A 23409-nucleotide genomic window follows, 5' to 3' on the forward strand; every position below is an offset into this window, starting at 1 on the left:
ATGGAACTATCGTCGCGCACGGCGATCAACGATGGGCTGGACATGGTGGGACTTCCTGATTCTCGCCCTACGTCAAACGGCGGACTTGCTCTGAGCTACTGGCCTCAACTCACCCTGACACGTAGGGTGCGTCGGTAGATGTGCGTGGTGTACTCGTCGACATCGACTCCCAGTTTGACCAGTTTTGCGCGCTCGTCGGCAATGAACGAACGGAGCAAGCGCTCGTAGTTGCTGACGCTCAGTGAACGGCCGGACTTGGTGGCGAACAGTGACGCCTCGGGGTCGGGTTCGGCGAGGGCCAGTCGGCGGCGAACGGCCGCTGCGGCCATCGATGGGGGAGCGATGCTGCGCCGTTGTCGCGAGCGCTTCGGAGAGTCTTTGCGATGGATCCCTTCTGCCTTCGTGCTGACAATGGTTCCGTTGACGACGAGGGTTGGAGGCAGGGTCGTCATGTCCACGTCGCAGCGACGCAGGCCGAGGCATTCTCCGATCCTTATCGAGGTGCCCAACATGATTTCCATGCCGTCGATCAAGATCCGGTAGTTGGGCCTCGGACCATCTTCCCGCGTGATTCTCCACTGCTGCATGAGTTTGCGGATGGTGGTGGTTTGCACCGTGGTGAGTGTCGACTCCTTCTTCGGCGTTGTCGGCGAGCGCTGAACGTCGCGCACAGGATTAGCACCCATCGCGTCGTCGCGCACGGCGTAGCCACAGATGAGACTCAACACCGCGCGCGCGTGACGTGCCTTCGAGATCGATTCCTCCTCCAGAATTTTTTGGAGAATGCGGTCGCAGCGCCCGACGGTGAGTCGGTCAAGCTGTACTCCCCCGCACCGCGGCAGGATAACCAGTCGTGCTGTCGTCTCATACGATTCATAGGTCGGGTACGTGAGGCTGCCCGACTGCGCACGCGTGTGGATCTGTGAGAGCCAGAGTCTCACCGCATCTGCGATCGTGCTTTTGGGCGAGAGCGCTCCGGAACCTCCCGTGGACCATGCCGTCGCTTGCCTGCGGATATCGACACGAGCGGTCTCTTCGGTGTCGGCTACCGCAGCGAGGCGATGCAACGCTCCGCCATCGTCCCGGCAAGATGCGCGGGCTCGGTAGCGTCCGCTCGGAAGAATTCCGACGACAATGGTGCCCAACTCTCCGGCGGGGATCTGTGGCCTAGCCATGTCGGTTCTCCCTGGCCCAGACGAGCACGTCCTGAAGGTCGTACCGCACATGCCGACCGAGCTTCAGGTACGGCGGCCCTGTGTGCGTCAGGCGCCAGTCTTCCAATGTGCGCTCGGGCAGGCGGAGCATCTCCGCAAGTTCCTGCTGGGTGAGAAACGTCGAAGTGATTTGAGTCATCGCGTCCATACCCAGAAGGTGCGCGGGCGAAGCCGTGAGCAGTCCGACTGGTTCGGGACAGGTCCGTATCAGCCCGGACACCAGAGTGACCCCTGAACGGGGTTATTGGGCCATTTCTGGTCACAGAGGCCTTTTCGGGCCGCGAGGGAAGGATGGGCGATGGGTGATATCGCCGCGGAATCCTGCGCCTGCTACTGCTGGGGTACCTGGACTCGAACCAAGAACAACTGATAGTCATCTCGGCGGTAGCGCCCACCCGCAACTGGGGCAAAATGCCGCAGATTTCCGCGGTTTTCATGAATTCATTTTACGCGCTTGCACGGACTGATACGGGCCAATTCTGGTTACGCAAAGGGGTTTTCGGTGCGTTTCTGGTCACAGCCTCCAGTGCGCCTTATACAGAGATATGGGCCACTCATCGGCCGAAGGCGGCGATAGATGTGTCGACCCGTCACATCGCCCGGTACTACGAGAATTGAACCCACGACACCCTGAAGGCTCAGGCCTTAACTCTGTCTTCGCCGAATATCCCGCAAAACTCGCGAATTCCCTTATGTTGACAGGGAACCGGGCGGTTCACGGCCTCTGAATCTACCTGGAATGGTAGGTCGGCAACGGTCGATTCAGGTGGATAAAAGGTGGGCTTCTCAACGACTCGAATTGAAAACAACGGATGAAAATGACAGCTCTGAACTAGCGCCTGCGAAGAGCATGAATCGTCGCGTTGACTGCCCTCATCCGGGAAATCCGTTGTCGCAGCTGTTCCTCGATCGCCACTTGCTTGCGCTCCATTTGAAACTCTTCTAATTCCCCGATGCCGTAGGTCAAAGCGATCATGCGCAGGAAACGCCCCTTCTCGCCGACACGGCGCATTGCCTGCAGTCGGCCAACCTCAATCGCGAGGCCATGCCGCTCCTGCATGAGTGCCTGCATCTGAGGATCCATAGGTGCGCTTTCTTCCTCTGGATTACCGACCGCAACGGCGGGGCACCGAAGCTGCCTCAGAACATAGCGGATTATCAGATCAGGATCGAGAGCGGATTCTGGATGCGCCTGACGAAGGCCGCCATCCATTCGGCAGCGACGGCACCATCCACGACACGGTGGTCGGCCGATAGGGTCACGGTCATCAGAGTGCCCACCACGAGTTGGCCGTCTTCGACGACGGCACTCGGCTTCGCCGCTCCGACGGCGAGGATGCCGGACTGCGGCGGATTCAGGATCGCAGAGAACTGATCGACGCCGAACATACCCAGGTTCGACACGGCGAAGCTGCCACCCTCGAGTTCCTGCTGCTGCAGGCGGCCACGACGGGCCCGATCGGCGAGATCGGCGATTCCCGCACTGACCGCTGTCAGGCTGAGGGCGTCCACACCGCGCAGCACGGGCGTGAGCAGGCCGCCGTCCGTGGACACGGCTACGGCCAGGTCGACACCGGTGAAGCGACGCGTGGCCGTGTCCGTCCAGATGGCATTCGCCGCCGGCACGTCTGCCAGTGCCCCGGCGACGGCCTTGACCACGAAGTCGTTGACAGAGATCTTGCGCGGTGACGAGGCGTTGACCTCGGCCCGGAGGGCGAGCAGCCGGTCGACCCGGCAGTCAGCGGAGACGTAGAAGTGAGGAACGGTGGACTTGCTCTCCGTGAGCCGCCGCGCGATCGCTCGGCGCATGCCGGTGTGCGGGATGTCCGTGAACTCCGACGAGACGGATGCGGCCGCGGACTTCGCCGAGGCGGGCTCCGCCTCCGGCAGCACGGCCGGCACCGCTACCTCCGCCGTTGCCTCAGCCGCTGCTTCTGCGGCGGGCACCAAACCCTCAAGGTCACGCCGCACGATTCGTCCGTTCGGCCCGGTCCCCACGACTCCGGTCAAGTCGAGTGAGCGCTCCTTCGCGAGACGCCGCACGAGCGGACTCGCGAATTGACGTGCACCGGGCACTGCGACCGGCGCCGCCGGCGCAGCAGGACCAGCAGCCGCAGCAGTCGCAGCAGGCCCAGCAGGCGCAACGGGTTCAGGAACCGCAGACGCAGGCGCAACAAATGAGGGCTCAGGCTCGTTCACCGGCGCCTCCCCCGCGAGCAACGCCGCGACATCTGGAGTCTCGCCGACGGCGGCGATCACGCCGATCGGCGCACCGACCTCCACGGCCGTGCCCTCCTCGACCAGAACCTGCACGAGCACGCCCTCGACCTCGGCGTTGTACTCGACCATGGCCTTTTCGGTCTCGATCTCCGCCAGGGGCTGGCCGATCGACACCGTCTCGCCCACCTTCACCAGCCAGGTCTGCAGCGCGGCCTCCGTGGAGTTCGCGAGCACCTCGGGCATCCGCACGATCGTGGCCATCAGCGACCACCCAATCCGCGCGTGATGATCTCGAGTCCGGCCACGACTTCTTCGGTGCGGGCGATGGCGGCGCGCTCCAGCACGCGGGAGATGCTCGGGCTCGCTTCACCCCCGGTGACGCGCTCGACCGGCTGGTCGAGGTAGTCGAAGAATCGCCGCTGGATCTCGTCGGACAGCCATCCGCCGTACGAGGTGCCGCGAGCACCCTGTTCGACGATGAGCACACTGTTGGTCTTCTGAATGCTCGCACCGATGGTGTCCCAGTCGATGGATGCGCGGTCGAGCCAGCGCAGGTCGATCACGTCGGCGTCGATGCCGGTCTGCTCCACGGCCTCGAGCACGTGCTTGACCATCGAGAGGTAGCTGATCACGGTGACCTCGGTGCCTTCCCGGCGCAGCGCAGCCTTGCCGAGCGGAATGAAATAGTCGAGGTCGCCCGCGGGCACCTCCCCGGTGTCGGCGTACAGGTCGACGTGCTCGATCACCAGCACCGGGTCCTGCAGGGCGAGCGCCGTGTTCATCAGGCCGATGTAGTCCGCCGGCGATGATGGCGCCACGATGCGCCAACCCGGGCTGGTGGCGAAGATGCCGGCCGGATCCATCAGGTGCTGCGAGCCGTAGCCGCTGCCCATGGCCACCTTCGTGCGCAGCACGAGCGGCACGGGGTTGTCGCCGCCGAACATGTGACGCGCCTTGCCGATCTGGTTGAAGACCTGGTCGGCGGCCACCCACATGAAGTCCGGGTACATGAACTCGACGACCGGGCGGTAGCGTCCGTCGAGCGCCAGACCACCACCGAGACCCGCGAACGCGTTCTCGCTGATCGGGGTGCCGAGCACCCGGCCCTCGTACTTCTTCGCCAGTCCCTTGGTGGCGCCGTTGGTTCCGCCGTTGAGGCGGTGCACGTCTTCGCCCATCACGACGATGCGCGGGTCGTCGGCCATCCGGCGGTCCATCACGGCGGCCACCACGTCGACGAACTTCTTCACCTCGAGCTCACCGGTGTGCGCGGTCGGCTCGAGCGTGCGCAGGTCGTTCAGTTCGCTCGCGTCGCCGCGAACGCCCACGTTGACGAAGTCGGTGTCGGGCCACAACTCCGGGCGGATGCGGCGCTTGCCGGCCGACTCCGGGTCGGCTTCGAGCAGCTGGGCCACGGCATCCCGCATTGCGGACTGCGCCTGGGCCCGCACCTCGGCGTCCCCGGCCTCGTCGATCTGGCCGAGGGCGATCATCTCGCGGGCCACGCGGACGAGCGGGTCGCGCGCACGCCACGCCGCTTCCTCTTCCTTGGTGCGGTAGCCGAAAGCACTGCCCGGGTACGGGCCGTTCTGGTGGAAGAAGCGGTAGACCTCGACTTCGACCACGGCCGGCCCCTGGCCGGAGCGCATGACGCCCTCGGCCTCCTTGGTGGCCAGGTGCACGGCGAGGGGGTCCATGCCGTCGACCCGCCAGGAGGGGATGCCGAAACCGAGCGCCCGGGCCGAGAGCCGTGGCTCCGCGGTGGCCTCCTCGACGGTGGTGGAGACGGCATAGAGGTTGTTCTCGATGAAGAACGCGAGCGGCAGCTTCCAGGCCGCGGCGAGGTTCATGGTTTCGAGCACCGAGCCGATGTTGGTGGCGCCGTCTCCGAAGTAGCTGACCGTGACGTCCGTCGTGCCCGCGTGCTTCTGCGCCCAGGCGTTGCCGGCGGCGAGCGGAACTCCCCCGCCGACGATTGCGTTCGTGCCGAGCGCCCCGGCTTCGAACCACTGCAGGTGCATCGAACCGCCGCGGCCGTGGCAGTAGCCCTGGGCCAGGCCGAGGATCTCGGCGAGGGTCTTCTGCAGCACGGTCTGGATGTCCGCGCTCACCAGTGAGCCCAGGTCGAGAACACCGCCGGAGACATGGTTGATCGCCTTGGCGAGGAACTGGTGGTGACCTCGGTGCGAGCCGTTGATCGCATCCGTCGACCCCAGCCCCACGATTGAGCCGACCGCTCCGCCCTCCTGGCCGATGCTGGAGTGCGCGGGCCCGTGCACGAGCCCGTCGCCCGCAAGTTCGAGCACCGTTTCCTCAAAGGCACGAATGAGGTGCAACTGTCCGAGCATGGTCGCCAGCAGGGCCGGGTCGGCACTCTTCCAGTCCTGGGCCGTGGTGGTGAGCTCCACCCACGGGGCCATCGGATCCAAACGTCGTCGTTTAGGCATGTACACGGTCTCCATTGGTCTCGCCGATCCCGTGGATCGACTACATGTGTCCCACAGCGTAGCGCTGATTGAATCCAATGCCAATCAAATAAAGCAGTTATCCCGAGATTGCTTTCACCAAACACCTACTTTGGATACAATCAGGCAGAGCGATAACGAACGAAGGAGTTCACCATGGCCCACGGCATCCCCGGCCTGCGCGGCACGGAGCACATCGGCTTCACCGTGCCCGACCTCGAGGAGGCCGAGCGGTTCCTCGTGGACGTGATCGGCTGCGAGCGCGTCTACTCCCTCGGGCCCTTCACTCACCCCGACGACGACTGGATGCTCGAGCACCTGGGCGTGCACCCGCGCACGGTGATGCGCGAGCTGCGGTTCTTCCGCTGCGGCCACGGCCCCAATTTCGAGGTGTTCCAGTTCGAACCTGCCGACGGCGCGGCGCCGCAGCCCCGCAACAGCGACATCGGCGGCCATCACCTGGCGTTCTACGTCGACGACTTCGATGCCGCCCTCGAGCACCTGCGGGAGAACGGGGTGGAGATCATGGGTGACCCCACCTTCAGCTCGAGCTGGAGCGCCGGGCAGCGCTGGGTCTATTTCCGCAGCCCGTGGGGAATGCAGTTCGAGCTGGTGAGCTTTCCCGACGGCAAGGCCTACGAAAAGGATGCGGCCGCTAAACTGTGGCATCCGGCCCACCCGGCCGAATGACCGCCTCAGCTCGCCAGCAGCACCTGACCGGATGGACCCCATGATCCCCGCATCCAGCCGCGACGGGAGCGCCGGCACCCGGATTGCGACCCGGTTGCGCGAGGCGATCCTCACCGGCGCGTACGCACCCGGAGCGCGCATCCGGCAGGAGGACATCGCCGAGGAATTCGGCGCGAGCCGCCTGCCCGTGCGCGAGGCACTGCGCATCCTGGAATCCGACGGGCTGGTCACCCTGATTGCGAACACCGGCGCCTGGGTGTCCCACCTGAGCCTCGCCGAGTGCCAGGAGATGTACCAGATCCGCGAGCGCATCGAACCGTTGCTGCTCCGCTACAGCCTGCCCCAGCTCTCGGCCGAGACCCTCGACCGGCTGCAGGAACTCGCCGACGAGATGCAGGCAGGCTCAAATGTCGAGACGTTCCTGCACCTCGACCGCGAGTTCCACCTGCTCTCCTACACCGGCGCGACGACGTCGATGCTCGGTGACACCGTGCGCCGGCTCTGGAACTCGACCCAGCACTATCGGCGCGCGTTCACCGTTTTGATCGGGCCCGACCACAACCAGGCGGTGCACTACGAGCATCAGCTGCTCGTCGGCGCGCTCCGCCGCGGAGACGGTGAGGATGCCGAGCGCGTGCTGTCGGGGCACATCCGTCGCACCCGCCTCGAACTGTCGAAGCACCCGGAGCTGTTCGCCGACGCGTAGCCGCCGTGGGTGCCACGACGGCCACCACGCGGCTCACTCGTACCGGGTCAGCAGCTCCGCATTCGCGGGGTCGGCGGCCAGCTCGCCGCTCTCGATCCGGTGCGCAAGACGCACCGCGACCTCGTTCGCCGGAGCGTGTCCCCCCAGCTTCCGCTGCTCGTCCACAACCAGACCGTTGATCTGGTCGACCTCACTTCGGCGGCCCTTCATCCAGTCCTGCAGAACAGTCGTGCGGGTGGACGGCAGGGTGAAGTCGTGCAGCACCGCGTCGAGCAACACTTCGGTGAAATGCTCGGGGCTCTTCACATCGTCCTGGGACATCCCGAAGATTGGCACCACCCGGTTGCCCAGCGCGATAGTCGTGCGCACCGCCTCCCGGCCGGCCTCGATCATGTAGTCGCGCATGCCGGGCACCCGCATCGCCTCGGCCAGCGGCAGGTTGAGAATCGCCGACGGCACCAGTTCTGCGGCATTCACCACGAGCTTCATCCACTTGGACGAACGGATGTCCACGGAGATTTCCACGGTCCCCGAATGTCTCAGCAGTGCGGCCACCTCCTCTTCCCGGCCCAGCGTCGACGCGTGGACACCGCCCACGGCGAACCACGAGCGCGCGTGCGGGCTCTGCCGTTCCACCACCCCGGGTTCGAACATGTTCGACGAGATCTCGATCACAGCCCCCATGGTGCGTTCCGGGCCCATGACGCGAGCGATGTCATCGATCGTCATGCCGTTCTGCACGCCGACGACGAGTCCGTCGGGCTTCACGTACGGCTTGATCAACTCGGTCGCCCACGTCGTGTCGTAGGCCTTCATCAGCACGAGCACGACATCGAACTGCTCACGCAGCGTCGCCACCTCGCACAGGTTGATAGCGCGCACCGGGGTCGTGATGGTCTCAGCCGGCATTTCCATTCGCACACCGCGGGCTCGCATGGCCTCCACATGCGCCGGCCACTGCTCGATCAACGTCACATCGAGGCCCGCTCGGGTCAGGTCGGCCCCGATCGAGGCGCCATTGGCCCCGGTGCCGAGCACCGCGATCTTCCGGGTAGGCATCAGTGGCTCCCCTGGTTCGCGCGCACGAGCACCTTGACCTGGTCGCCGGTGGGCGAGAGCAGGGTGTCGAAGCCTTTCTCCACGACATCCGTCATCTCGATCTGCGCCGTCACGACCTTCTCCACCGGGAACCGGCCCCGATCAATCAGGTCGATGATGCGAGGCCAGTCGGTCACGGGGAAGCACCACGTGCCGGAGATGGTGATGTCATGTTCGGAGATGACCATGGGGTCGATGGACGCGGCCTTGGTGTGCAGACCGGTCTGGGAGATGCGCCCGGCCGACCGCACCGAGGCGATGGCCGCCTGCAGGGCGCGCTCGTTGCCCGAGCACTCGATCACGGCGTCGACCCCGATTCCGTCCGTGTGCTCGCGCAGCCAGCCGGGCACGTCGATCGCCGAGGGGTCCAGCACGACCCCGACGTCGAAACTGCGCACGAGATCCGCGCGCACCGGGTTGATCTCCGAGACGAAGACGTTCGCGCCGAGGGATGCGGCGTACAGCGAGGCGAGCGCCCCGATTGGTCCGGCGCCGGTGATGAGCACGTTGTCGCCGGGGCGAACGCCGGCCGTGTCCACACCGTGAGCCGCGACGGCGGCCGGTTCGACAACTGCGCCCTGCAGATCCGAGACGCCGTCGGGCAGAGCGGTGACGTTCGCGGCCGGCACGATGGCCAGTTCGGCGATTCCACCCCACTGGTAGCTGAGCCCGACCGCCGCCATGGTGCGGCAGAGGTGGTTCAGGCCTCGGCGGCAGAAGTAGCAGGTGCCGCAGAACAGGAGCGGCATCACCGACACCCGTTGGCCCACCTGCACAGTCGTGACCCCGCTGCCGACCTGCACCACCTCGGCCGAGAACTCGTGGCCGAGGATCTGCGACCCACACGCCGTCGTGAGGGGGTGCGGTGCCGTCGGGATGACGATGGGCCCCTGGGCGTACTCGTGCAGATCGGTACCGCAGATGCCACACCAGAGCGGTTTGACGAGCAGTTCCCCGGCCCGCGGAGCATCCGGCGACCGGGTCTCCTCCACTCGGATGTCACCAGCGCCGTGAAAGACTGCGGCTCTCACGGGCGGGGGTCCAGCAGCTCGCCGCGCACGAACTCGAGTTCACGGGTGACGTAGTCGGTGATGTCGCCTGTCTTGAGATGCGCCGGTAGCACGTCCCAGGTGTAGGTCTCGATCTCCAGATGGTCAGAAAGCGGGGTCTCACGGTGCATCTGCAGCGCCTGCTGCACCGCGAACCGGGTGGTGACGAACGGGCCGAGTTCCTCCAGGAACACTGGCACGTGGAAGTGGGTGCGGATCTCGGTCGGCTTCGGGTCGGCTTCGAAGGCGTCCAGTGCCTCGCCCAGGTTGAGGAACTTGGTCACCAATCCGCCGCTGCGCATTGTGGTCTGGCTGAGGTAAATGGTGTCGGTAAAGACACGCAGCTGGGGAACCAGGTCGAGGGTGAGGTCCTTGACCCAGAGCGCGGCGGCTTCCTGGAGCTTGAAGATCGGGATGCCCGCGTCGACGAGGCTGCGCAGGGAGGCCGGGATGTCCTCGAACCCCACGGACTGGTGCCCAATGTCGAAGACGACGCCCAGGTATCGGCGCATCGCACCCTCGGCTTCCGAGAGCGGCAGGCCGGCGAGTCGGGCGAGTTCGGAGATCCCTGCCGGGGAGTAGATCCGTTCGGTGAAGTACGCGACGGTCTCTGCCGTGGTCTCCAGAAAGCAGGCCGGCTCGGGCTCGAGGGCCAATTTCACCCGGCGCCCGGTACGCGCTTCGAGCGACACGAGGTGGGCGACGACCTTCAGCAGGTTGGTTGTGAAGTGGGCGATGTAGTCATCGTTCGCGACGTTGGGGGCGAACGCGAGTGGAGCTGTCTGGATGCTGGGGCTGATGTCCGCCGGCGCGATCTCCGCGAGGATGTCGGCCACCGCGTTGGTGTACGCCACCCGGTCATCCGTGGACCAGTCCGGCTCGTAGACCCGTTCCATCACGACATCACCCTTAAACGGTCCGTAGGGGAAAGCGTTCACGGTGTAGACGTACATGTCGTTGTCGTCGAGGAACGTCTTGAGCTCGCGCCGTTCCTCCGGGTTCTCGGTGAGGGTTCTCGCCGAGGCCGCGGAGATCCGCAGCGACACACCGAAACGCTGGTCGGGCGCGACCCGCGCCTTGACGGCGGGAACGAAGGTCTGCAGGCTCGCCTTCATTTCCGGCCAGGTGTCGCCCGCGTGTACGAGAGTCGAGTAGGAGAGGTGGCCGAGGCCGTTGCCGAGGTCCATGTGGTCTGATCCTTTTCCGCCAGTCGCCCGGCTCACATCATCGTGAAGGCAAGGAAGAGGGATGACCCGCCGCACAACGGTCGTGAGTGAACACGTGTGCAGTATTCCTTAACACCAAGCTACGGCGGCCCCCGTGCCGCTGTCAACTGCGGGGAGCGATCAATGTGGCTGGTGACTGTCCTTGCCGTGCACGAACCAGACGCCGTGGAAGTCGACCGTTCCCGTGTTCTTCAGGCTGTGCGGGATGGCCGAGTCGAAGCCGAGAGACTCCCCCTCATGCAGGGTGAACGTTTCATCGCCGATCGTCACCGCCAGCTCACCTGAGACGACGTAGCCGTACTCGTAGCCCTCGTGCGTTACCGTGCCGCCGCCGTCGTTGGAGATGGCTCCCGGTGCATAGACGATCTTCATGAAGTTGACCGCACGCTCGGGAGTGGCCGCCAGCCGCTCCCAGGTGACGCCGGCTGCCATGGTGAGCCGAGGCCGGTGGGACGGGTGCACGACCGACACCCGATTCGCATATTCGGAGGGTTGCCAGGCCTCGGACGGATGCGTGACCTCGCTTCGCTGGACGGATGCCCCGTCATCTGCGGCACCCGGCGCGTACTGACCTGTCTGTGCAGGATCCGTTACCACCCTGCTCTCGAAAAGCTCGTCGACGGAGACATTGAGCAACTGGGCGAAGGCATAGAGGGTCGCGACCGATGGCTGTGACTTTCCGTTCTCGATCTGGGACACGAAGGAGGGAGAAACATCCACCTGCCGCGCGAGTTCGCGCAGGCTGAGACCGGCCTTGAGCCTGATGTCCTTGAGACGGGACCCCAAATTGTCCATAACCACTGTTCCTTGTCCAACGTCGGCACAACTCTGTGTCGAGGATCCCGGTCGGCGTTTGGTGAAGCCTGACTGCACGTTACGGACGGTGCGTCCCAAGCGCCTGACTACATATAAACATACACAGTCCGGCGTCATTCCGGCCTAAACGCAAGCTGTGCGGACCCAATTCCCAGAAGAAGCGTGTTAACTCTTGTAGAACACTATAGCCTTTGGTTTGATCAGACTCGGCAAGAGGTTCTGCCACACCAAACTCTCAAAGGAGCACTGCTTCATGACATCCGCACAAGCAACTTCGTCGGGCCGCGCCCTCATCGTGGGCGCGACCGGCATCGCGGGCCAGACCGTGACCCGCCAACTGGTCGAGCAGGGCTGGGAGGTGTTCGGCCTCTCCCGCAGCGGCCAAACCGAGCTCCCCGGCGCCACCTCGATCACCGCCGACCTCCTCGCCCCGGACGCACTCGCCGCCGTGCTGGCGGGCACCCGACCGGAACTCGTCGTCATCACCGCGTGGATGAAACGCGACACCGAGGCCGAGAACATCGCGGTCAACAGCGCAACGGTGCGCAACGTGCTCAGCGCCTTGGAGAACGAGAAGTCGGTGCGGCACGTAGCTCTTCTCACCGGCCTCAAGCACTACCTCGGCCCGTTCGACAACTACGCGACGGGTGTCATGGCGGACACCCCGTTCCACGAGGAGGAGCCGCGTCTCTCCTCGCCGAACTTCTACTACGCGCAGGAGGATGAGCTCTTCGCCTCGGCCGCCCGGAACCGCTTCACCTGGAGCGTGCACCGGGCGCACACCATTTTCGGCTTCGCCACCGGCAACGCCATGAACATGGTCCTCACCCTCTCGGTCTACGCCGCCATCTGCAAGGAACTCGGCCTCACCTTCACCTTCCCCGGTTCAGACACCCAGTGGAACGGTGTGACGGATGTCACCGACGCCGACCTTCTCGGCGAACAGATCGTCTGGGCCGGCACCCACCCGGAGGGCGAGAACGAAGCCTTTAACATCGCCAACGGCGACGTCTTCCGCTGGCGCTGGCTGTGGCCGCGCATCGCGGAACTCTTCGACGTGCCGTGGGCCGGCTTCGAGAGTGAGCCCCGCCCGCTGACCGTGCAGATGGCCGGCAAGGAAGACGTCTGGCGCACCATAGCCGAACGCGAGGGTCTCGTCGAAGCGGACGTCACCCGCCTCGCCTCCTGGTGGCACACCGACGGCGACCTCGGCCGCAACATTGAATGCCTCACCGACATGAACAAAAGCCGCAACGCCGGCTTCATGGGTTACCGCACCACGCCCTACAGTTTCATCGACAAGGTAGAACGCTACCGCGCGGCCAAGATCATCCCCTAGGCCGGCACCCACGACGAAGGTCCAGCCAGGATTTCCCGGCTGGACCTTCGTCGTTGTGCGGATGCCCTCGTCAGCCCGGCAGAACCGCGTCGAGCTCGATATGCGCCTTGATGGTCGTCGCAGGGTGGTGCGCCGCGTCGAGGGCCTCCAGAGCCTGGTCGATGGTGAAGCGCTGCGTGACGAGCGGGCTGAGGTCGATCCCCGTGTTGGCAAGGAAACGCAGGGTTTCCGGCCACGCGCCGGGAGACCCGATCGACCCGGTGATCTTGAGCTCCTTGGACTGGATGAGGCCGAGCTTCGCCGGTGCTTCACGCCCCACGTCGATGCCGATGTAGGCGACCCGTCCGCGGAATGCGGCCAGCTCAAGCGCCTGGGCCATGACCTCGGGCCGACCGCTCGCCTCAACCACGACATCCGCTCCCCGCCCACCGGTGCGCTCCTCCAGCAGGGCGACGATGCCGTCCGGATGCACTGCGTGGGCCGCGCCGAGGCTCATCGCGGCGTCACGCCGTTCCTCCGACGGCTCGACGACGATCGTAACCGCCCCGAGGGCCGCCGCTGCAGCCGTGACCGCGAGCCCGATCGGACCGGCACCGAGCACGACAAGGATGTCGCTGGCATTGACGTTGCCCACTCGCATGAGCGCGTAGAACGCGACGCTGAACGGCTCGACGAGTGCGCCGTTGGTATACGAGATCGACGCCGGCAGCTTGTGCAGCCACTCGGGTTTCGCCACGAAGAATTCCGCCGCCGCACCGCTGATGGAGAAGCCGAAGTGGTCGTCGCCGATCACGCATTCGCCGACCACCCGGTCGCCGACGACGAAATCGGTCACCCTGCTGCCGATCCTGACCACCTCACCGGACCACTCGTGCCCGGGAATGATCGGATAGCGGAACGGGATGATGTAGCGCCCCGCGAGCAGGTCGATGTCGGAGTGGCACACCCCCACCGCGCGCGCGGCGACGAGCACCTCGTCCTCGGCGATCCCGGGAATCGGGATCTCGTCAACCGCGGGGGTGTCCTGCTTGAGGTAGCGCAGCGCTTTCATTCGAATTCCAATCGATTGCGAAGTGGCAGAAGTGGCAGTGAAATGCCGCGGGTCAGGTCAGGCGCGCGTTGACCAGCACCTTGACCTGATCACCGGTGGGTGAGAGCAACGTCTCGAAGCCTTTTTCGACGACGTCGTCCATGCTGATCTGGGCGCTCACGACCTTCTGCACCGGATACCTCTCCCGGGCGATCAGGTCGATGATGCGGGGCCAGTCCGTCACCGGGTAGCACCACGTTCCAGACAAAGTGATGTCGTGTTCGGACAGCACCATCGGGTCGATAGCGGCGCTCTTGGTGTGCAGGCCGGTCTGCGAGATGCGGCCCGCCGAGCGCACGGATGCAATCGCGGTCTGCAGTGCACGCTCGTTGCCCGAGCATTCGATCACCGCATCCACGCCGATGCCGGCGGTGGACTCCTTGATCCAGGCGGCGACGTCAACCTTCGAGGGGTCGATCACCTCGCCCACGTCGAGGCTCCGCGCGAGCGCGATGCGGGTCGGGTTGACCTCGGAGATGAAGACCTGCGCGCCGAGAGCCGACGAATACAGCGCGGCGAGCGCGCCGATGGGGCCCGCGCCGGTGATCAGCACGGTGTCCCCTGGGCGCACCCGGGCCGTGTCGACGCCGTAGGCGGCGACGGCTGCCGGTTCGACCAGCGCCCCCTGCAGGTCGCTCACCGAGTCGGGCAGAATGCTCACGTGGCTGGCCGGTACGACCGCCAGCTCGGAGATCCCGCCCGAGGCGAAGCTGAGTCCCACGCAGCCCATGGACTGGCAGAGGTGGTTCAGTCCGCGGCGACAGTAGTAGCACGTGCCGCAGAAGAGCAGCGGCATGACAGAGACGCGCTGCCCGGCGCGAACAGTGGTCACCCCTGATCCCACCTCGAGCACCTCGGCGGAGAATTCGTGGCCGAGGATCTGCGGCGCCGCCGCCCCGGTCAGGGGATGCGGCTGGGACGGGATGACGATCGGCCCCATGGCGTATTCGTGCAGGTCGGTGCCGCAGATGCCGCACCAATACGGTCGCAGCAGCACATCCCCGGGGCCCAGGTCCGGCGGGGCCGAGACCTGCTCGATGCGGATGTCGTGGGCACCGTAGAATACTGCGGCTTTCATTGTGCCTCCATGGTGGGGTCGAAGAGTACCTTGCCCTCGAGTTGCCCGGTAGCGAGCCGCTCGAGCTGTTCGGCCAGGTCGTCGAGAGGGTGCACCGAGTCGAGCAGCTCGCTGCCCAGATTGGTTGTCGCCAGAATAGCCAGCGCGGGCGCGAGGTCGGCGCCGCACACGTGGGCGAGTGTCGTTTGCACCGTGATCTCCCGCATGACGAGCGAGTGGATGTCGACGGCCTGTTCGCGCGCCGGCAGTCCGACCTGCAGGATGGTGCCGCCGTTCCGAACCATACTGATGGCGTCGTTCAGTTGCCCGGGGGCGCCGCTCGCTTCGATCACGAGGTCGGCGCCGCGAGGCCCGATCGCCTCGAGAACCTGTGCGCGGGCATCCTCGCCTGCATCTACGATCCTCGTCGCGCCGATGCGCAGGGCCCGGTCGAGTCTCGCCCCGGGAAAGTCGATCACGGTGACGTCTGCCTCGGCGAGCGATTTCAAGCCGGCCAGCACGAAGGAGCCGATCGCGCCTGCCCCGATGACGATGACCCGGTCGCCGTCCTGCACGCCGGAGCGACGTGCGGCGTGCAGGCCCACGGAGAGCGGCTGCGCCAACCCGGCGAGGTCGAGCGAGAGGCCGGCCGGAACCGGCACGAGCACCTGTGTGGGGCACGAGACGAATTCGGCCATTCCTCCCTGGGTGTTCAGCCCCAGCGTGTAGTAGGACTCGCACAGGTTCGTGCGACCCTCCGCGCAGCGCGCGCACCCTCCGCATGAGACTCCGGCGCCGCTGGCGACGATGTCTCCCACGGAGAGGGAACTCGAGGCGTCGACCTCCACGACCTCACCCACGAATTCGTGGCCCAGGATCATCGGACCGATGTGTCCCGTCACGGGGTGCGGGCGGTCGATCGGGAAGGTTCGCGGTCCGGCCTTCCACTCCGTCGCATCCGTGCCGCACATGCCGCTGCGCAGCACGCGCAGAAGCGCTTCCCCGGGGGCGCGTACCGGAATGGGAACATCGCGGAGGCGCACGTCTCGCTCGCCATGGTAGAACGCAGCTCTCATCGGAGAGGTCCGCCTATTCGGGCTCGCCGCGGCCGGCGGCGGTGTTGAGGTGCGATTGTGAGTTTCGGATCAGGGGCAGCGCACCTCCGACGCTGAAGTAGCGCTGCCCGGCGACGAGAAGGTCTTCGGCCGGGAACTTGGTGATCACCTCGCAGCCGGTGGCGGTCACGACGACCTCCTCCTCGATTCGGGCGGCACCGATGCCGTCGGCCGAAGGCCAGTAGGTCTCGAGTGCGAAGACCATGCCCTCCACGAGCACCTCAGGGTGGTCGAGCGAGACCAGCCGCGAGAAGATCGGCTTCTCCCAGATCGACAGGCCTACGCCGTGGCCGTACTGCAGAGCGAAAGCGGCCTCCTCGTCGGGAAAGCCGAACTCCTGCGCCGTCGGCCAGACCTTGACGATGTCGGCGGTCGTGGCCCCGGGGCGAACCAGCGCGATGGCCCGGTCCATGTACTGGCGCGCGATCTTGTAGGCGTCATGCTGCGCCCGGCTCGCCGACCCGACCGCGAACGTGCGGTAGTAGCAGGTGCGATAGCCCTGGTAGCTGTGCAGGATGTCGAAGAAGGCGGGATCACCCGGGCGGATGAGGCGATCAGAGAAAACGTGCGGATGCGGCGAGCATCGTTCCCCGGAGATGGCGTTCACGCCCTCGACATATTCCGAGCCGAGGTCGTAGAGCACCTTGGAGACGAGCCCGACGGCCTCGTTCTCCCGCACGCCGGGGCGGAGGAATTCGTACAGCGACTCGTAGGCCGCATCCACCATGGACGCGGCCTGGGTCAGCAGGGCGATCTCGTCGCCGGTCTTGACGGCCCGGGCATTCAGGAACACCTGCTGGCCGTCGACGACCCGGATCCCCTCGTTCTGCAGCGCCAACAGAATGGGAAGCTCAATCACATCGACGCCGAGAGGTTCGTTCTGAAGGCCGTACTTCTCGAGTTCACGCTTGATCTTCTTGGCCACGCCCTCGGCGATACCGGCGTCGGGGTGGAAGGCACCGCGGAGGGTCGAAATTCCCGCCCGCGCTCCGTTCTCGGTCCGTGGACGCACAGCACCGTGGTGCGGGGCGTGCGGGTCGGCGTCGGCCTCGGCCGTCGTGGTCTGCAGCCACGGGTTGTAGAGCTGGTGGTGCTTCGCCGCTGAGCCGAAGTCCCAGACGACCGGGTCGCTCTGGCGGGTCAGCAGCGAGAAGCGGATCAGCTTGTCCATCGCCCACGTGCCGATGTGAGTCGACGACATGTAGCGGATGTTGGAGAAGTCAAAGGCGAGCAGCGCGCCAAGGTCGGAGGTCTCGAGTTGCGCCTTGAGCTTGCCGAGTCGTTCGGCGCGGAGGCGATCGAACTTGATGCGCTCCTCCCAGTCGACGGCGTTGGTACCGAATGTGGCTGTAGTCACGGTTATGTCATTCCCTTCGTGGAGAGTCAAGAAGTAGAGTCCTGATCAACGTTCTGATCAGACGAGGATCATGCCGCCCTCAATGGGAATCACCTGTCCGGTGATGTAGTCGGAGTCACTCGCCGCGAGGAAGATCGCGGTGGGGACGATGTCGTCGGGCACGGCCGGGCGGCCGAGCAAGATGTCGCCCGCCATCGAGGCGAAACCGGAATCCGCGGCGCCCATCTCGGCGAGCTCCACATCGAGCTTCGTCCAGAGCGGGGTGTCGACGACGCCCGGGGCGAAGGCGTTGACCGTGATGCCGTCGGGTGCGAGCGCCCGCGCACCGGCTTGGGTCAGCGAGATGACGGCGGCCTTCGCCGCACTGTAGGGAGCGAAGTTCGGGAAGCCGGTGCGGCCGGCGATGGACGCGGTATTGACTACCTTCCCTGGGCTGCCCTGAGCCAGAAACTGCTTCGCGGCTTCCTGAGTCCCGATGAGCACCCCGAGCGCATTGACCTTCAGGACAAGCTCGAAGTTCTTCTCAGTGATGTCGAGGAACCTCATCGGCGAATTCATACCGGCGTTGTTGAAGTACACGTCCAGGCGGCCGAACCTGGCCACGGCCATGTCAATGGCGGCCCGCACCGCTGCCCGGTCGGTCACGTCCATCTCTACCGCGACCGCCGCACCGCCCGCGGCCGCGATCGCGTCGGCAACCCGCCGGCCCGCCGCCAGGTCAAGGTCTGCGATCACCACCTTGGCTCCCTCCCGGGCCACGCCGCGGGCGATCGCCGCACCGATGCCGGATGCGCCACCCGTCACGATGATGGTCTTGCCTTCGAGTCGAGTACCCACGTGTTCCGCTCCTTAGCAGTACAAAAACGTTTAAGTGTGTTGCGGTTGCCCAACGGGCCACCGAGAAGACGGACAAAGAAAATGGAACGCCGCATCCTGACCTAGGTGAGCGCGAACCCCTTCTTGCGGCGCTTGTTGCTGCCGCGAGCGACCGAGTAGAGAATCGCGGCCACAAGAATCAGAAGCCCCTGGAAGAGGTACTGCCACATCTGTGACAACCCTAGGAAGGACGTGGCGTTGAGCACCTGCACGAGCAGCACCGAACCAAGCAGGGTTCCTATGAACGTTCCGCGACCGCCGAGAAGGCTCGTGCCGCCGAGCACAACGGCGGTGATGCTCGTCAGGGTGTAGCCGATGCCCTGTGCCGGGTCACCGACCCCGATCTGCGCCATCAGCATGAATGCACCCACGCAGGAGAACAACGAGGTGGCGACGTAGGCCAGGACGACCGTGCGATTGATGTTGATGCCCGTGCGACGAGCCGATTCTTCACTGGACCCCGTGGCCCGCAGCCGCCAACCCCAACGACGCTTCCGTAGGAAGAATTCGGCCACGAGAGTGACCGCGACGAGCACGAGGAAGGCGACCGGCACCGGCCCAACCTGCCAACCGATGAACGCGGTCACAGACGAATTGATGTAGCCGTCCGGCCCGTCCCGAAGGATGAAGCTCATGCCCTGCAGAGCAATGTACACCGTCAGGGTGGCGGCGATCGGCGTGAAGCGGGCGAACCGGATCAGAGAGCCGTTGATCACCCCCACGACCCCGGCCACCACGACCATGAGCACGAATCCGATCATGATTACAATCGCCGGCTTACCGTCATTGATGAAGAACGACGCGATCACGACGAGGAAACCGGCGAGCGGACCGACCGAAAGGTCGATGCCCCCGATCAGGAGTGAAATCGTCTGGCCGAGCGCGATGAAGCCGAGCGCGCTCACGAGGGTGAGCACTGAATAGATGTTGAAGTCCGAGATGTAGCGGGCGTTCTGGCTGAAGATGTAGGACCCGAGGAGGGCGATCACTCCTATCAGGAGAACGGCCGGCGCGTAGTCACCCTTGACGAAGCGACGCAGCCGGGATGACTTCGATTCCTCACCGGTGGGAACCACCGACACCGATCGGGTCGTCGATGTGACGGCCGCGTGAATCATCCGTTCTTCGCTGATGTCCTCGCCCTGGAGCACTTCGAGGGCGTGCCCGCGGCTCATCACGATGACCTGGTCGCACAGCCCCTCGAGTTCCTTCGCGTCGGAGGAAGCCACCACGACCGGGATTCCCGACGCCGACACTTCGCGCAGGATCTTGTAGATCTCCGCGCGAGCCCCGACGTCCACGCCCTGGGTCGGCTCATCCGCAACGACGAGAAGCGGCTCGGAGAGCAGAGCGCGCGCCATGACGACTTTCTGCTGGTTGCCGCCCGAGAGCGACGACACGACGGAGTCCAGCGACGCCGCCTTGACCGCGAGCGAACCGAGCGTCTCCGCGACGGTGCCGAGTTCGCGCTTGCGGCTGAGCAGCAGGCCCCGCTTGAACCGGGTGAGCGCCGAGACGGATGCGTTCTCGCGCACTGTGAGGCTCATCATCAGCCCCTCGCGGTGCCGGTCAGCGGGCATGAAAGCCGCGTCATGGAGCAGCTCCCGCTGGCTCAGTTCCTTATCGGCGATGGTGACCGATCCGGTGAAGAACTCGAGCCCGGCGAGTGCACGCATCAGTTCGCTCTGGCCGTTGCCGACGACCCCGGCGATTCCGACGATCTCGCCGCGGCGGGCACGGATGGAGATGTTGGCGAAGCCCGGCCCGCTGAGGCCATTGATCGAGAAGTTCGTCTCGTCGTCGGCCGAGCTCACATGCTTGGGCGGAAAAGTGGACTCCAGCTTGCGGCCGACGATCATCGCGAGCAGTTCCTGGTCGGTGATGGCGACAACTCTAGCCGAGCCGCGCACCCGGCCGTCGCGGAGCACGGTGACCCTGTCGGCGAGTTCGCGTACTTCCGCCAGCCGGTGGGTGATGTAGACGACAGCGGTTCCCGCAGCGACGGATCTGCGCACACGGTCGAACAGGAGATCGACGGATTCCTGGCCCAGAGGCGCGGTCGGCTCGTCGAGGATGAGGAGCTTGGGTTTGAGTGCCAGCGCCTTAGCGATCTCGAGGAGGTGCTTCTGGGCAACGGTGAGCAGCTCGACCCGGTCGCGCAGGTGCACTTTCAATCCGACGTCGGCCAGGAGCGCCGTCGCGGTCGATTCCACGGATGTCCCGGATGCAAGGACATCAGCCGGCAGCGCCACCTGGAGGTTCTCCAGCACGGTCATGTCCGGCAGCACGGCAGGATGCTGGTGAACGATGGCGATCCCGAGGTGAAAGGCGATCGCGGGGGTCAGCGCGGCGATCGGCTCGCCCTCGAAGGTGAGGGATCCACCGTCGGGTTGCACAGTGCCGGATGCGACATTCATCAGCGTCGACTTGCCGGCGCCGTTCTCGCCGAGGATGGCGTGCACCTCACCCGGCAGGATCTGCACGGAAACATCGGAGAGGGCCGCTACACCGGAATAGAGCTTCGAAATGTTCGACATGATGAGTGTCGCCGGGGCGACCATATCCACCCTGTCCGATGTCCTCACGTCGACGGCGTCCTGGTTATTCACGTTTTTGACCTGTTCCTATCAGTGCGATGTGATGAGTTTCGAACCAGAGGTGCAGGTTGGCCTCGACCGGAATCGCGGCCAACCTGCACGACGTGCGGTTTCGGCTAGTCCTTCAGTAGGGCTGCCTGGTCCTCCGGTGACATCTGCGCGGACAGGTAGATGTCGCCCGGCAGGTCCTTATCACACTGAACTGCGCTCGGCTCTCCCGACACGGAGTCCTCGAAGGCCGGGGCCTTGAAGACGGTGTCGGAGGGAAGCTCGCCGCCGGTTGCCTTGGCCACCGCGTACTGCACGGCCAGACGAACGTTGTCGTTGCCTGTGGCCACGGTCATGAGCTGGAAGTCCGGGTTGTTCGCTTTGTTGTCTTCGAAGAAGCAACCGAGGGAGTTGCCGTCCGACGTGACGATCGGGGGGATCGAACGGCCGCTCTTCTCGAAGGCCGGAAGGGCACCCACCAGCGATGGCCCGAAGTCAGAGACGATGACGTCGATCTTCGGGTACTTCGCGATGTCCGCGGTGAGAACCTGCTGCGTCAGTGCCGGATCCCAGTTGGTGACCTCCGGGGTTTCACCGATGTACACGTACTTGGGGTCGGTGAGGACGCTCTTCATGCCCTTGAGCTCATCCGTGGCCTGGCTGTTGCCCTTGGGTCCGCTGATGAAGAGGATGTTGCCGCCGTCGGGCAGGTTCGTCTTGATCCAGTTGCCCCAGTTCTCGCCATCCGTCACGAAGTCGGCGCCGATCCAGGCGTCGTAGTCCACGCCGTCCTCGCCGCCCGGGTCGACCCGATACGGGACTGTGACGACCCCGGCCTTATAGGCGCTGCGCAGCGCCGGCAGCATGGCCGGACCGGCGTCGGGGAAGACGACGATCGCGTTGACGCCCTTGGCTACCATGCCCTGGATGTCCGAGATGGCCTTCTGGGTGTCACCCTGGCCGTCGGCGTACTGGTAGTCGGTCACGCTCGGGCACTTCTTGGCCTCGTCCTCACCTGCAGCCGTCGTCACGAGGCGCCAGCTGTTTCCTCCGAATCCGTCGAGGAGTCCGAGACTGATTTCATTCGGACCACACCACGACGGGGCTCCGGCGAGGGGGGTCGCGTCGTCGGGCGTGGAACCGGTGTTTGTTTCTGTGCTGCTGCAGCCGGCCAAAGCCAGTGACGCCGTGGCGGCGGTCATGGTCAGCATTGCGAGTGTCTTGCGACGTTTCATGGTTACTTCCTCCAATTTGGGTGCGACGCCTCTGTCACACGAATTTCGACCGCTCCGTCGAAAACTTTGTCCCCCGGGTGGTTTGCGATGATGTTCATAGCTTTTTTCCTCAAACCGGCGTTGTGAGCAAGGGCCTCGCTCGCCGGAATCTTTGGCGCATCGCCGCCCAGTCCACGGTGTACAGCGCCACTCCTACGGCGAGCGCTGCGGCCTGAACGAGGGTGCGAACCGCATAAGGAACACCCAGCGACAGCACGAACTGATCAAGCTGGCTCAGGAAAATCGCCGCGACTACGGTGGCGACGGGGAATCCACGGCCTCCGAGCAGCGAGGTACCACCCAGAACGACGACCGCTACCGCTGGGAGGAGGTACGCATCTCCCTGAAAGGCTGTCGGCTGGTTTGTGATCCCCGCCAGCAGGATTCCGGCCAGGCAGTAGAGCAGCTGGGCCCAGACGAAGGCCAACGACTGGTGAGTCGTCACCCTCAGACCGGTCGCACGAGCGGTGAACGGATTCGCGCCGATCGCCTCGAAGCGTCGTCCAGCCACCGTGCGTTTGACCATGATCGACACCACGATCAATGCAGCTGCGGCGAAGTAGGCGGAGTTGGGAATGCCGAACGTCTCGCCACCGGCAATTGATGCCAGCAAACGCGTGGTGCTGCGGGGTGTGCCACCGGAGATGCCGATGACTGCGCCGAACAACAGTGCGTTCATTCCCAGGGTCGCGATGATCGAGTTCAGTCCGAGCCGTCCGACAAGAAGTCCGTTCAGTAGGCCCGCAGCGAGGGCGTAGCCGAGCGCCAGGATCACGGCCGGTAGCAGCTTGCTGTCATCCCCGTTGGGCTGGTGGCTGGCGATCACGATGGCTAGGGAGACCGCGCCGGGGATGGACAGGTCGATGCCGCCTTGCTGAACGACCAGCATCTGTCCAAGTCCCACGATCGCCAGCACGGCTGCGAACGGGATCATGCCCTGCACAGCACCGGGAGAAACGCTCGTCGGCGCCACCACGGCAGATACGAGGAAAAGCACCACTGTGGAGACCCCAACGGTGATAAAGCCCTTGGAGACAGGGACGCGCGAGCTCGTCAGCTTCATGGAGTTACGCGTCTTCGCGTCGGTCATGCTTTCTCCCAACAGGTTTCAGCAGGCAACGTCAATGTTGAATGCTGTGTATGTTGAGTGTGACTTTACAAAGGAACCTGAGCTGTTCACAAGTAGTTTCGGTAACGATTCGACCAACCGGTCAATCGGCGGCCACACAAAG

At 65.1% G+C, this 23409-nt stretch carries 20 protein-coding genes; 3 read left to right on the top strand and 17 right to left on the bottom strand.

Translation table 11 applies throughout. The features are described from left to right. Positions 1-104: 104 nt before the first annotated feature. The 5 genes from E3O18_RS03970 to E3O18_RS03990 all read right to left on the bottom strand — a co-directional run bounded on the left by E3O18_RS03970 (position 105) and on the right by E3O18_RS03990 (position 5881). A complete protein-coding gene (locus tag E3O18_RS03970) occupies positions 105-1175 on the bottom strand; it encodes an integrase (RefSeq protein WP_166784876.1) in 1071 nt (356 codons plus the stop codon). Beyond that, entirely contained in the window at positions 1168-1353 is a 186-nt protein-coding gene (locus E3O18_RS03975; RefSeq protein ID WP_241978112.1) for a helix-turn-helix domain-containing protein, read from the bottom strand. The genes E3O18_RS03970 and E3O18_RS03975 overlap by 8 nt, the downstream gene beginning before the upstream one ends. A 693-nt stretch (positions 1354-2046) precedes the next feature. Next, the gene (locus E3O18_RS03980) at positions 2047-2286 is read right to left on the bottom strand and encodes a hypothetical protein (protein ID WP_134417533.1); all 240 of its coding nucleotides are present in this window, start codon (positions 2284-2286) and stop codon (positions 2047-2049) included. Positions 2287-2372: 86 nt separating this feature from the next. Continuing rightward, a complete protein-coding gene (locus E3O18_RS03985) occupies positions 2373-3695 on the bottom strand; it encodes a dihydrolipoamide acetyltransferase family protein (protein WP_134417535.1) in 1323 nt (440 codons plus the stop codon). Beyond that, positions 3695-5881: an alpha-ketoacid dehydrogenase subunit alpha/beta gene (locus E3O18_RS03990; RefSeq protein WP_134417537.1), complete on the bottom strand. Its 2187-nt coding sequence runs from the start codon at positions 5879-5881 to the stop codon at positions 3695-3697. The genes E3O18_RS03985 and E3O18_RS03990 overlap by 1 nt, the downstream gene beginning before the upstream one ends. A 174-nt stretch (positions 5882-6055) precedes the next feature. On the opposite strand from E3O18_RS03990, the gene E3O18_RS03995 reads away from it, so the two are divergent. Next, positions 6056-6589, top strand: a complete 534-nt coding sequence (locus E3O18_RS03995; RefSeq protein ID WP_134417539.1) for a VOC family protein — start codon at positions 6056-6058, stop codon at positions 6587-6589. A 40-nt stretch (positions 6590-6629) separates the two neighbouring features. Beyond that, positions 6630-7295 (top strand): GntR family transcriptional regulator, encoded by a 666-nt coding sequence (locus E3O18_RS04000; RefSeq protein ID WP_174722106.1) that lies wholly within the window; start codon positions 6630-6632, stop codon positions 7293-7295. Between the two features lie 33 nt (positions 7296-7328). Here E3O18_RS04000 and E3O18_RS04005 read toward each other — a convergent pair whose 3' ends face one another. From E3O18_RS04005 to E3O18_RS04020, 4 genes are all read right to left on the bottom strand, one after another. Next, positions 7329-8354 (bottom strand): 2-dehydropantoate 2-reductase, encoded by a 1026-nt coding sequence (locus E3O18_RS04005; RefSeq protein WP_134417543.1) that lies wholly within the window; start codon positions 8352-8354, stop codon positions 7329-7331. Then, positions 8354-9424: an alcohol dehydrogenase catalytic domain-containing protein gene (locus E3O18_RS04010; protein WP_134417545.1), complete on the bottom strand. Its 1071-nt coding sequence runs from the start codon at positions 9422-9424 to the stop codon at positions 8354-8356. The genes E3O18_RS04005 and E3O18_RS04010 overlap by 1 nt, the downstream gene beginning before the upstream one ends. Then, positions 9421-10629: a metabolite traffic protein EboE gene (gene eboE / locus E3O18_RS04015; RefSeq protein ID WP_134417547.1), complete on the bottom strand. Its 1209-nt coding sequence runs from the start codon at positions 10627-10629 to the stop codon at positions 9421-9423. The genes E3O18_RS04010 and eboE overlap by 4 nt, the downstream gene beginning before the upstream one ends. A gap of 159 nt (positions 10630-10788) precedes the next feature. Next, a complete protein-coding gene (locus E3O18_RS04020; RefSeq protein ID WP_134417549.1) occupies positions 10789-11463 on the bottom strand; it encodes a helix-turn-helix domain-containing protein in 675 nt (224 codons plus the stop codon). A gap of 274 nt (positions 11464-11737) precedes the next feature. Here E3O18_RS04020 and E3O18_RS04025 point away from each other — a divergent pair, with 274 nt between their 5' ends. Then, entirely contained in the window at positions 11738-12823 is a 1086-nt protein-coding gene (locus E3O18_RS04025) for an SDR family oxidoreductase (RefSeq protein ID WP_134417551.1), read from the top strand. A gap of 70 nt (positions 12824-12893) precedes the next feature. On the opposite strand, the gene E3O18_RS04030 is transcribed toward E3O18_RS04025, so the two are convergent. The 8 genes from E3O18_RS04030 to E3O18_RS04065 form a co-directional block, all read right to left on the bottom strand. Next, positions 12894-13874: a zinc-binding dehydrogenase gene (locus E3O18_RS04030; protein WP_134417553.1), complete on the bottom strand. Its 981-nt coding sequence runs from the start codon at positions 13872-13874 to the stop codon at positions 12894-12896. A 52-nt stretch (positions 13875-13926) separates the two neighbouring features. Further along, positions 13927-14991 (bottom strand): 2,3-butanediol dehydrogenase, encoded by a 1065-nt coding sequence (locus E3O18_RS04035; protein WP_134417554.1) that lies wholly within the window; start codon positions 14989-14991, stop codon positions 13927-13929. Continuing rightward, entirely contained in the window at positions 14988-16046 is a 1059-nt protein-coding gene (locus tag E3O18_RS04040) for an alcohol dehydrogenase catalytic domain-containing protein (protein ID WP_134417556.1), read from the bottom strand. The genes E3O18_RS04035 and E3O18_RS04040 overlap by 4 nt, the downstream gene beginning before the upstream one ends. A gap of 13 nt (positions 16047-16059) precedes the next feature. Then, positions 16060-17442: a Xaa-Pro peptidase family protein gene (locus E3O18_RS04045; RefSeq protein ID WP_134417558.1), complete on the bottom strand. Its 1383-nt coding sequence runs from the start codon at positions 17440-17442 to the stop codon at positions 16060-16062. A gap of 57 nt (positions 17443-17499) precedes the next feature. Next, complete coding sequence (locus E3O18_RS04050; RefSeq protein WP_134417560.1) at positions 17500-18279, bottom strand: glucose 1-dehydrogenase; 780 nt, start codon at positions 18277-18279, stop codon at positions 17500-17502. Positions 18280-18380: 101 nt separating this feature from the next. Continuing rightward, positions 18381-20855: an ATP-binding cassette domain-containing protein gene (locus E3O18_RS04055; RefSeq protein ID WP_241978113.1), complete on the bottom strand. Its 2475-nt coding sequence runs from the start codon at positions 20853-20855 to the stop codon at positions 18381-18383. 176 nt (positions 20856-21031) lie between these two features. Beyond that, entirely contained in the window at positions 21032-22138 is a 1107-nt protein-coding gene (locus tag E3O18_RS04060) for a substrate-binding domain-containing protein (RefSeq protein WP_198410885.1), read from the bottom strand. Between the two features lie 109 nt (positions 22139-22247). Continuing rightward, on the bottom strand, positions 22248-23267 hold the full coding sequence (locus E3O18_RS04065; protein WP_241978114.1) for an ABC transporter permease: 1020 nt from the start codon (positions 23265-23267) through the stop codon (positions 22248-22250). Positions 23268-23409 lie beyond the last annotated feature (142 nt).

This window comes from Cryobacterium sp. TMT2-42-4, from assembly GCF_004402645.1.
GTDB classification, from domain to species: Bacteria; Actinomycetota; Actinomycetes; order Actinomycetales; family Microbacteriaceae; genus Cryobacterium; species Cryobacterium sandaracinum.

What these genes read in the sequence shown, in the direction of transcription:
- E3O18_RS03970 (WP_166784876.1), bottom strand. Translation starts at nt 1,175, where the DNA reads ATGGCTAGGCCACAGATCCCCGCCGGAGAGTTGGGCACCATTGTCGTC.
- E3O18_RS03975 (WP_241978112.1), bottom strand. Translation starts at nt 1,353, where the DNA reads ATGACTCAAATCACTTCGACGTTTCTCACCCAGCAGGAACTTGCGGAG.
- E3O18_RS03980 (WP_134417533.1), bottom strand. Translation starts at nt 2,286, where the DNA reads ATGCAGGCACTCATGCAGGAGCGGCATGGCCTCGCGATTGAGGTTGGC.
- E3O18_RS03985 (WP_134417535.1), bottom strand. Translation starts at nt 3,695, where the DNA reads ATGGCCACGATCGTGCGGATGCCCGAGGTGCTCGCGAACTCCACGGAG.
- E3O18_RS03990 (WP_134417537.1), bottom strand. Translation starts at nt 5,881, where the DNA reads ATGCCTAAACGACGACGTTTGGATCCGATGGCCCCGTGGGTGGAGCTC.
- E3O18_RS03995 (WP_134417539.1), top strand. Translation starts at nt 6,056, where the DNA reads ATGGCCCACGGCATCCCCGGCCTGCGCGGCACGGAGCACATCGGCTTC.
- E3O18_RS04000 (WP_174722106.1), top strand. Translation starts at nt 6,630, where the DNA reads ATGATCCCCGCATCCAGCCGCGACGGGAGCGCCGGCACCCGGATTGCG.
- E3O18_RS04005 (WP_134417543.1), bottom strand. Translation starts at nt 8,354, where the DNA reads ATGCCTACCCGGAAGATCGCGGTGCTCGGCACCGGGGCCAATGGCGCC.
- eboE (WP_134417547.1), bottom strand. Translation starts at nt 10,629, where the DNA reads ATGGACCTCGGCAACGGCCTCGGCCACCTCTCCTACTCGACTCTCGTA.
- E3O18_RS04020 (WP_134417549.1), bottom strand. Translation starts at nt 11,463, where the DNA reads ATGGACAATTTGGGGTCCCGTCTCAAGGACATCAGGCTCAAGGCCGGT.
- E3O18_RS04025 (WP_134417551.1), top strand. Translation starts at nt 11,738, where the DNA reads ATGACATCCGCACAAGCAACTTCGTCGGGCCGCGCCCTCATCGTGGGC.
- E3O18_RS04030 (WP_134417553.1), bottom strand. Translation starts at nt 13,874, where the DNA reads ATGAAAGCGCTGCGCTACCTCAAGCAGGACACCCCCGCGGTTGACGAG.
- E3O18_RS04035 (WP_134417554.1), bottom strand. Translation starts at nt 14,991, where the DNA reads ATGAAAGCCGCAGTATTCTACGGTGCCCACGACATCCGCATCGAGCAG.
- E3O18_RS04040 (WP_134417556.1), bottom strand. Translation starts at nt 16,046, where the DNA reads ATGAGAGCTGCGTTCTACCATGGCGAGCGAGACGTGCGCCTCCGCGAT.
- E3O18_RS04055 (WP_241978113.1), bottom strand. Translation starts at nt 20,855, where the DNA reads ATGTCGAACATTTCGAAGCTCTATTCCGGTGTAGCGGCCCTCTCCGAT.
- E3O18_RS04060 (WP_198410885.1), bottom strand. Translation starts at nt 22,138, where the DNA reads ATGAAACGTCGCAAGACACTCGCAATGCTGACCATGACCGCCGCCACG.
- E3O18_RS04065 (WP_241978114.1), bottom strand. Translation starts at nt 23,267, where the DNA reads ATGACCGACGCGAAGACGCGTAACTCCATGAAGCTGACGAGCTCGCGC.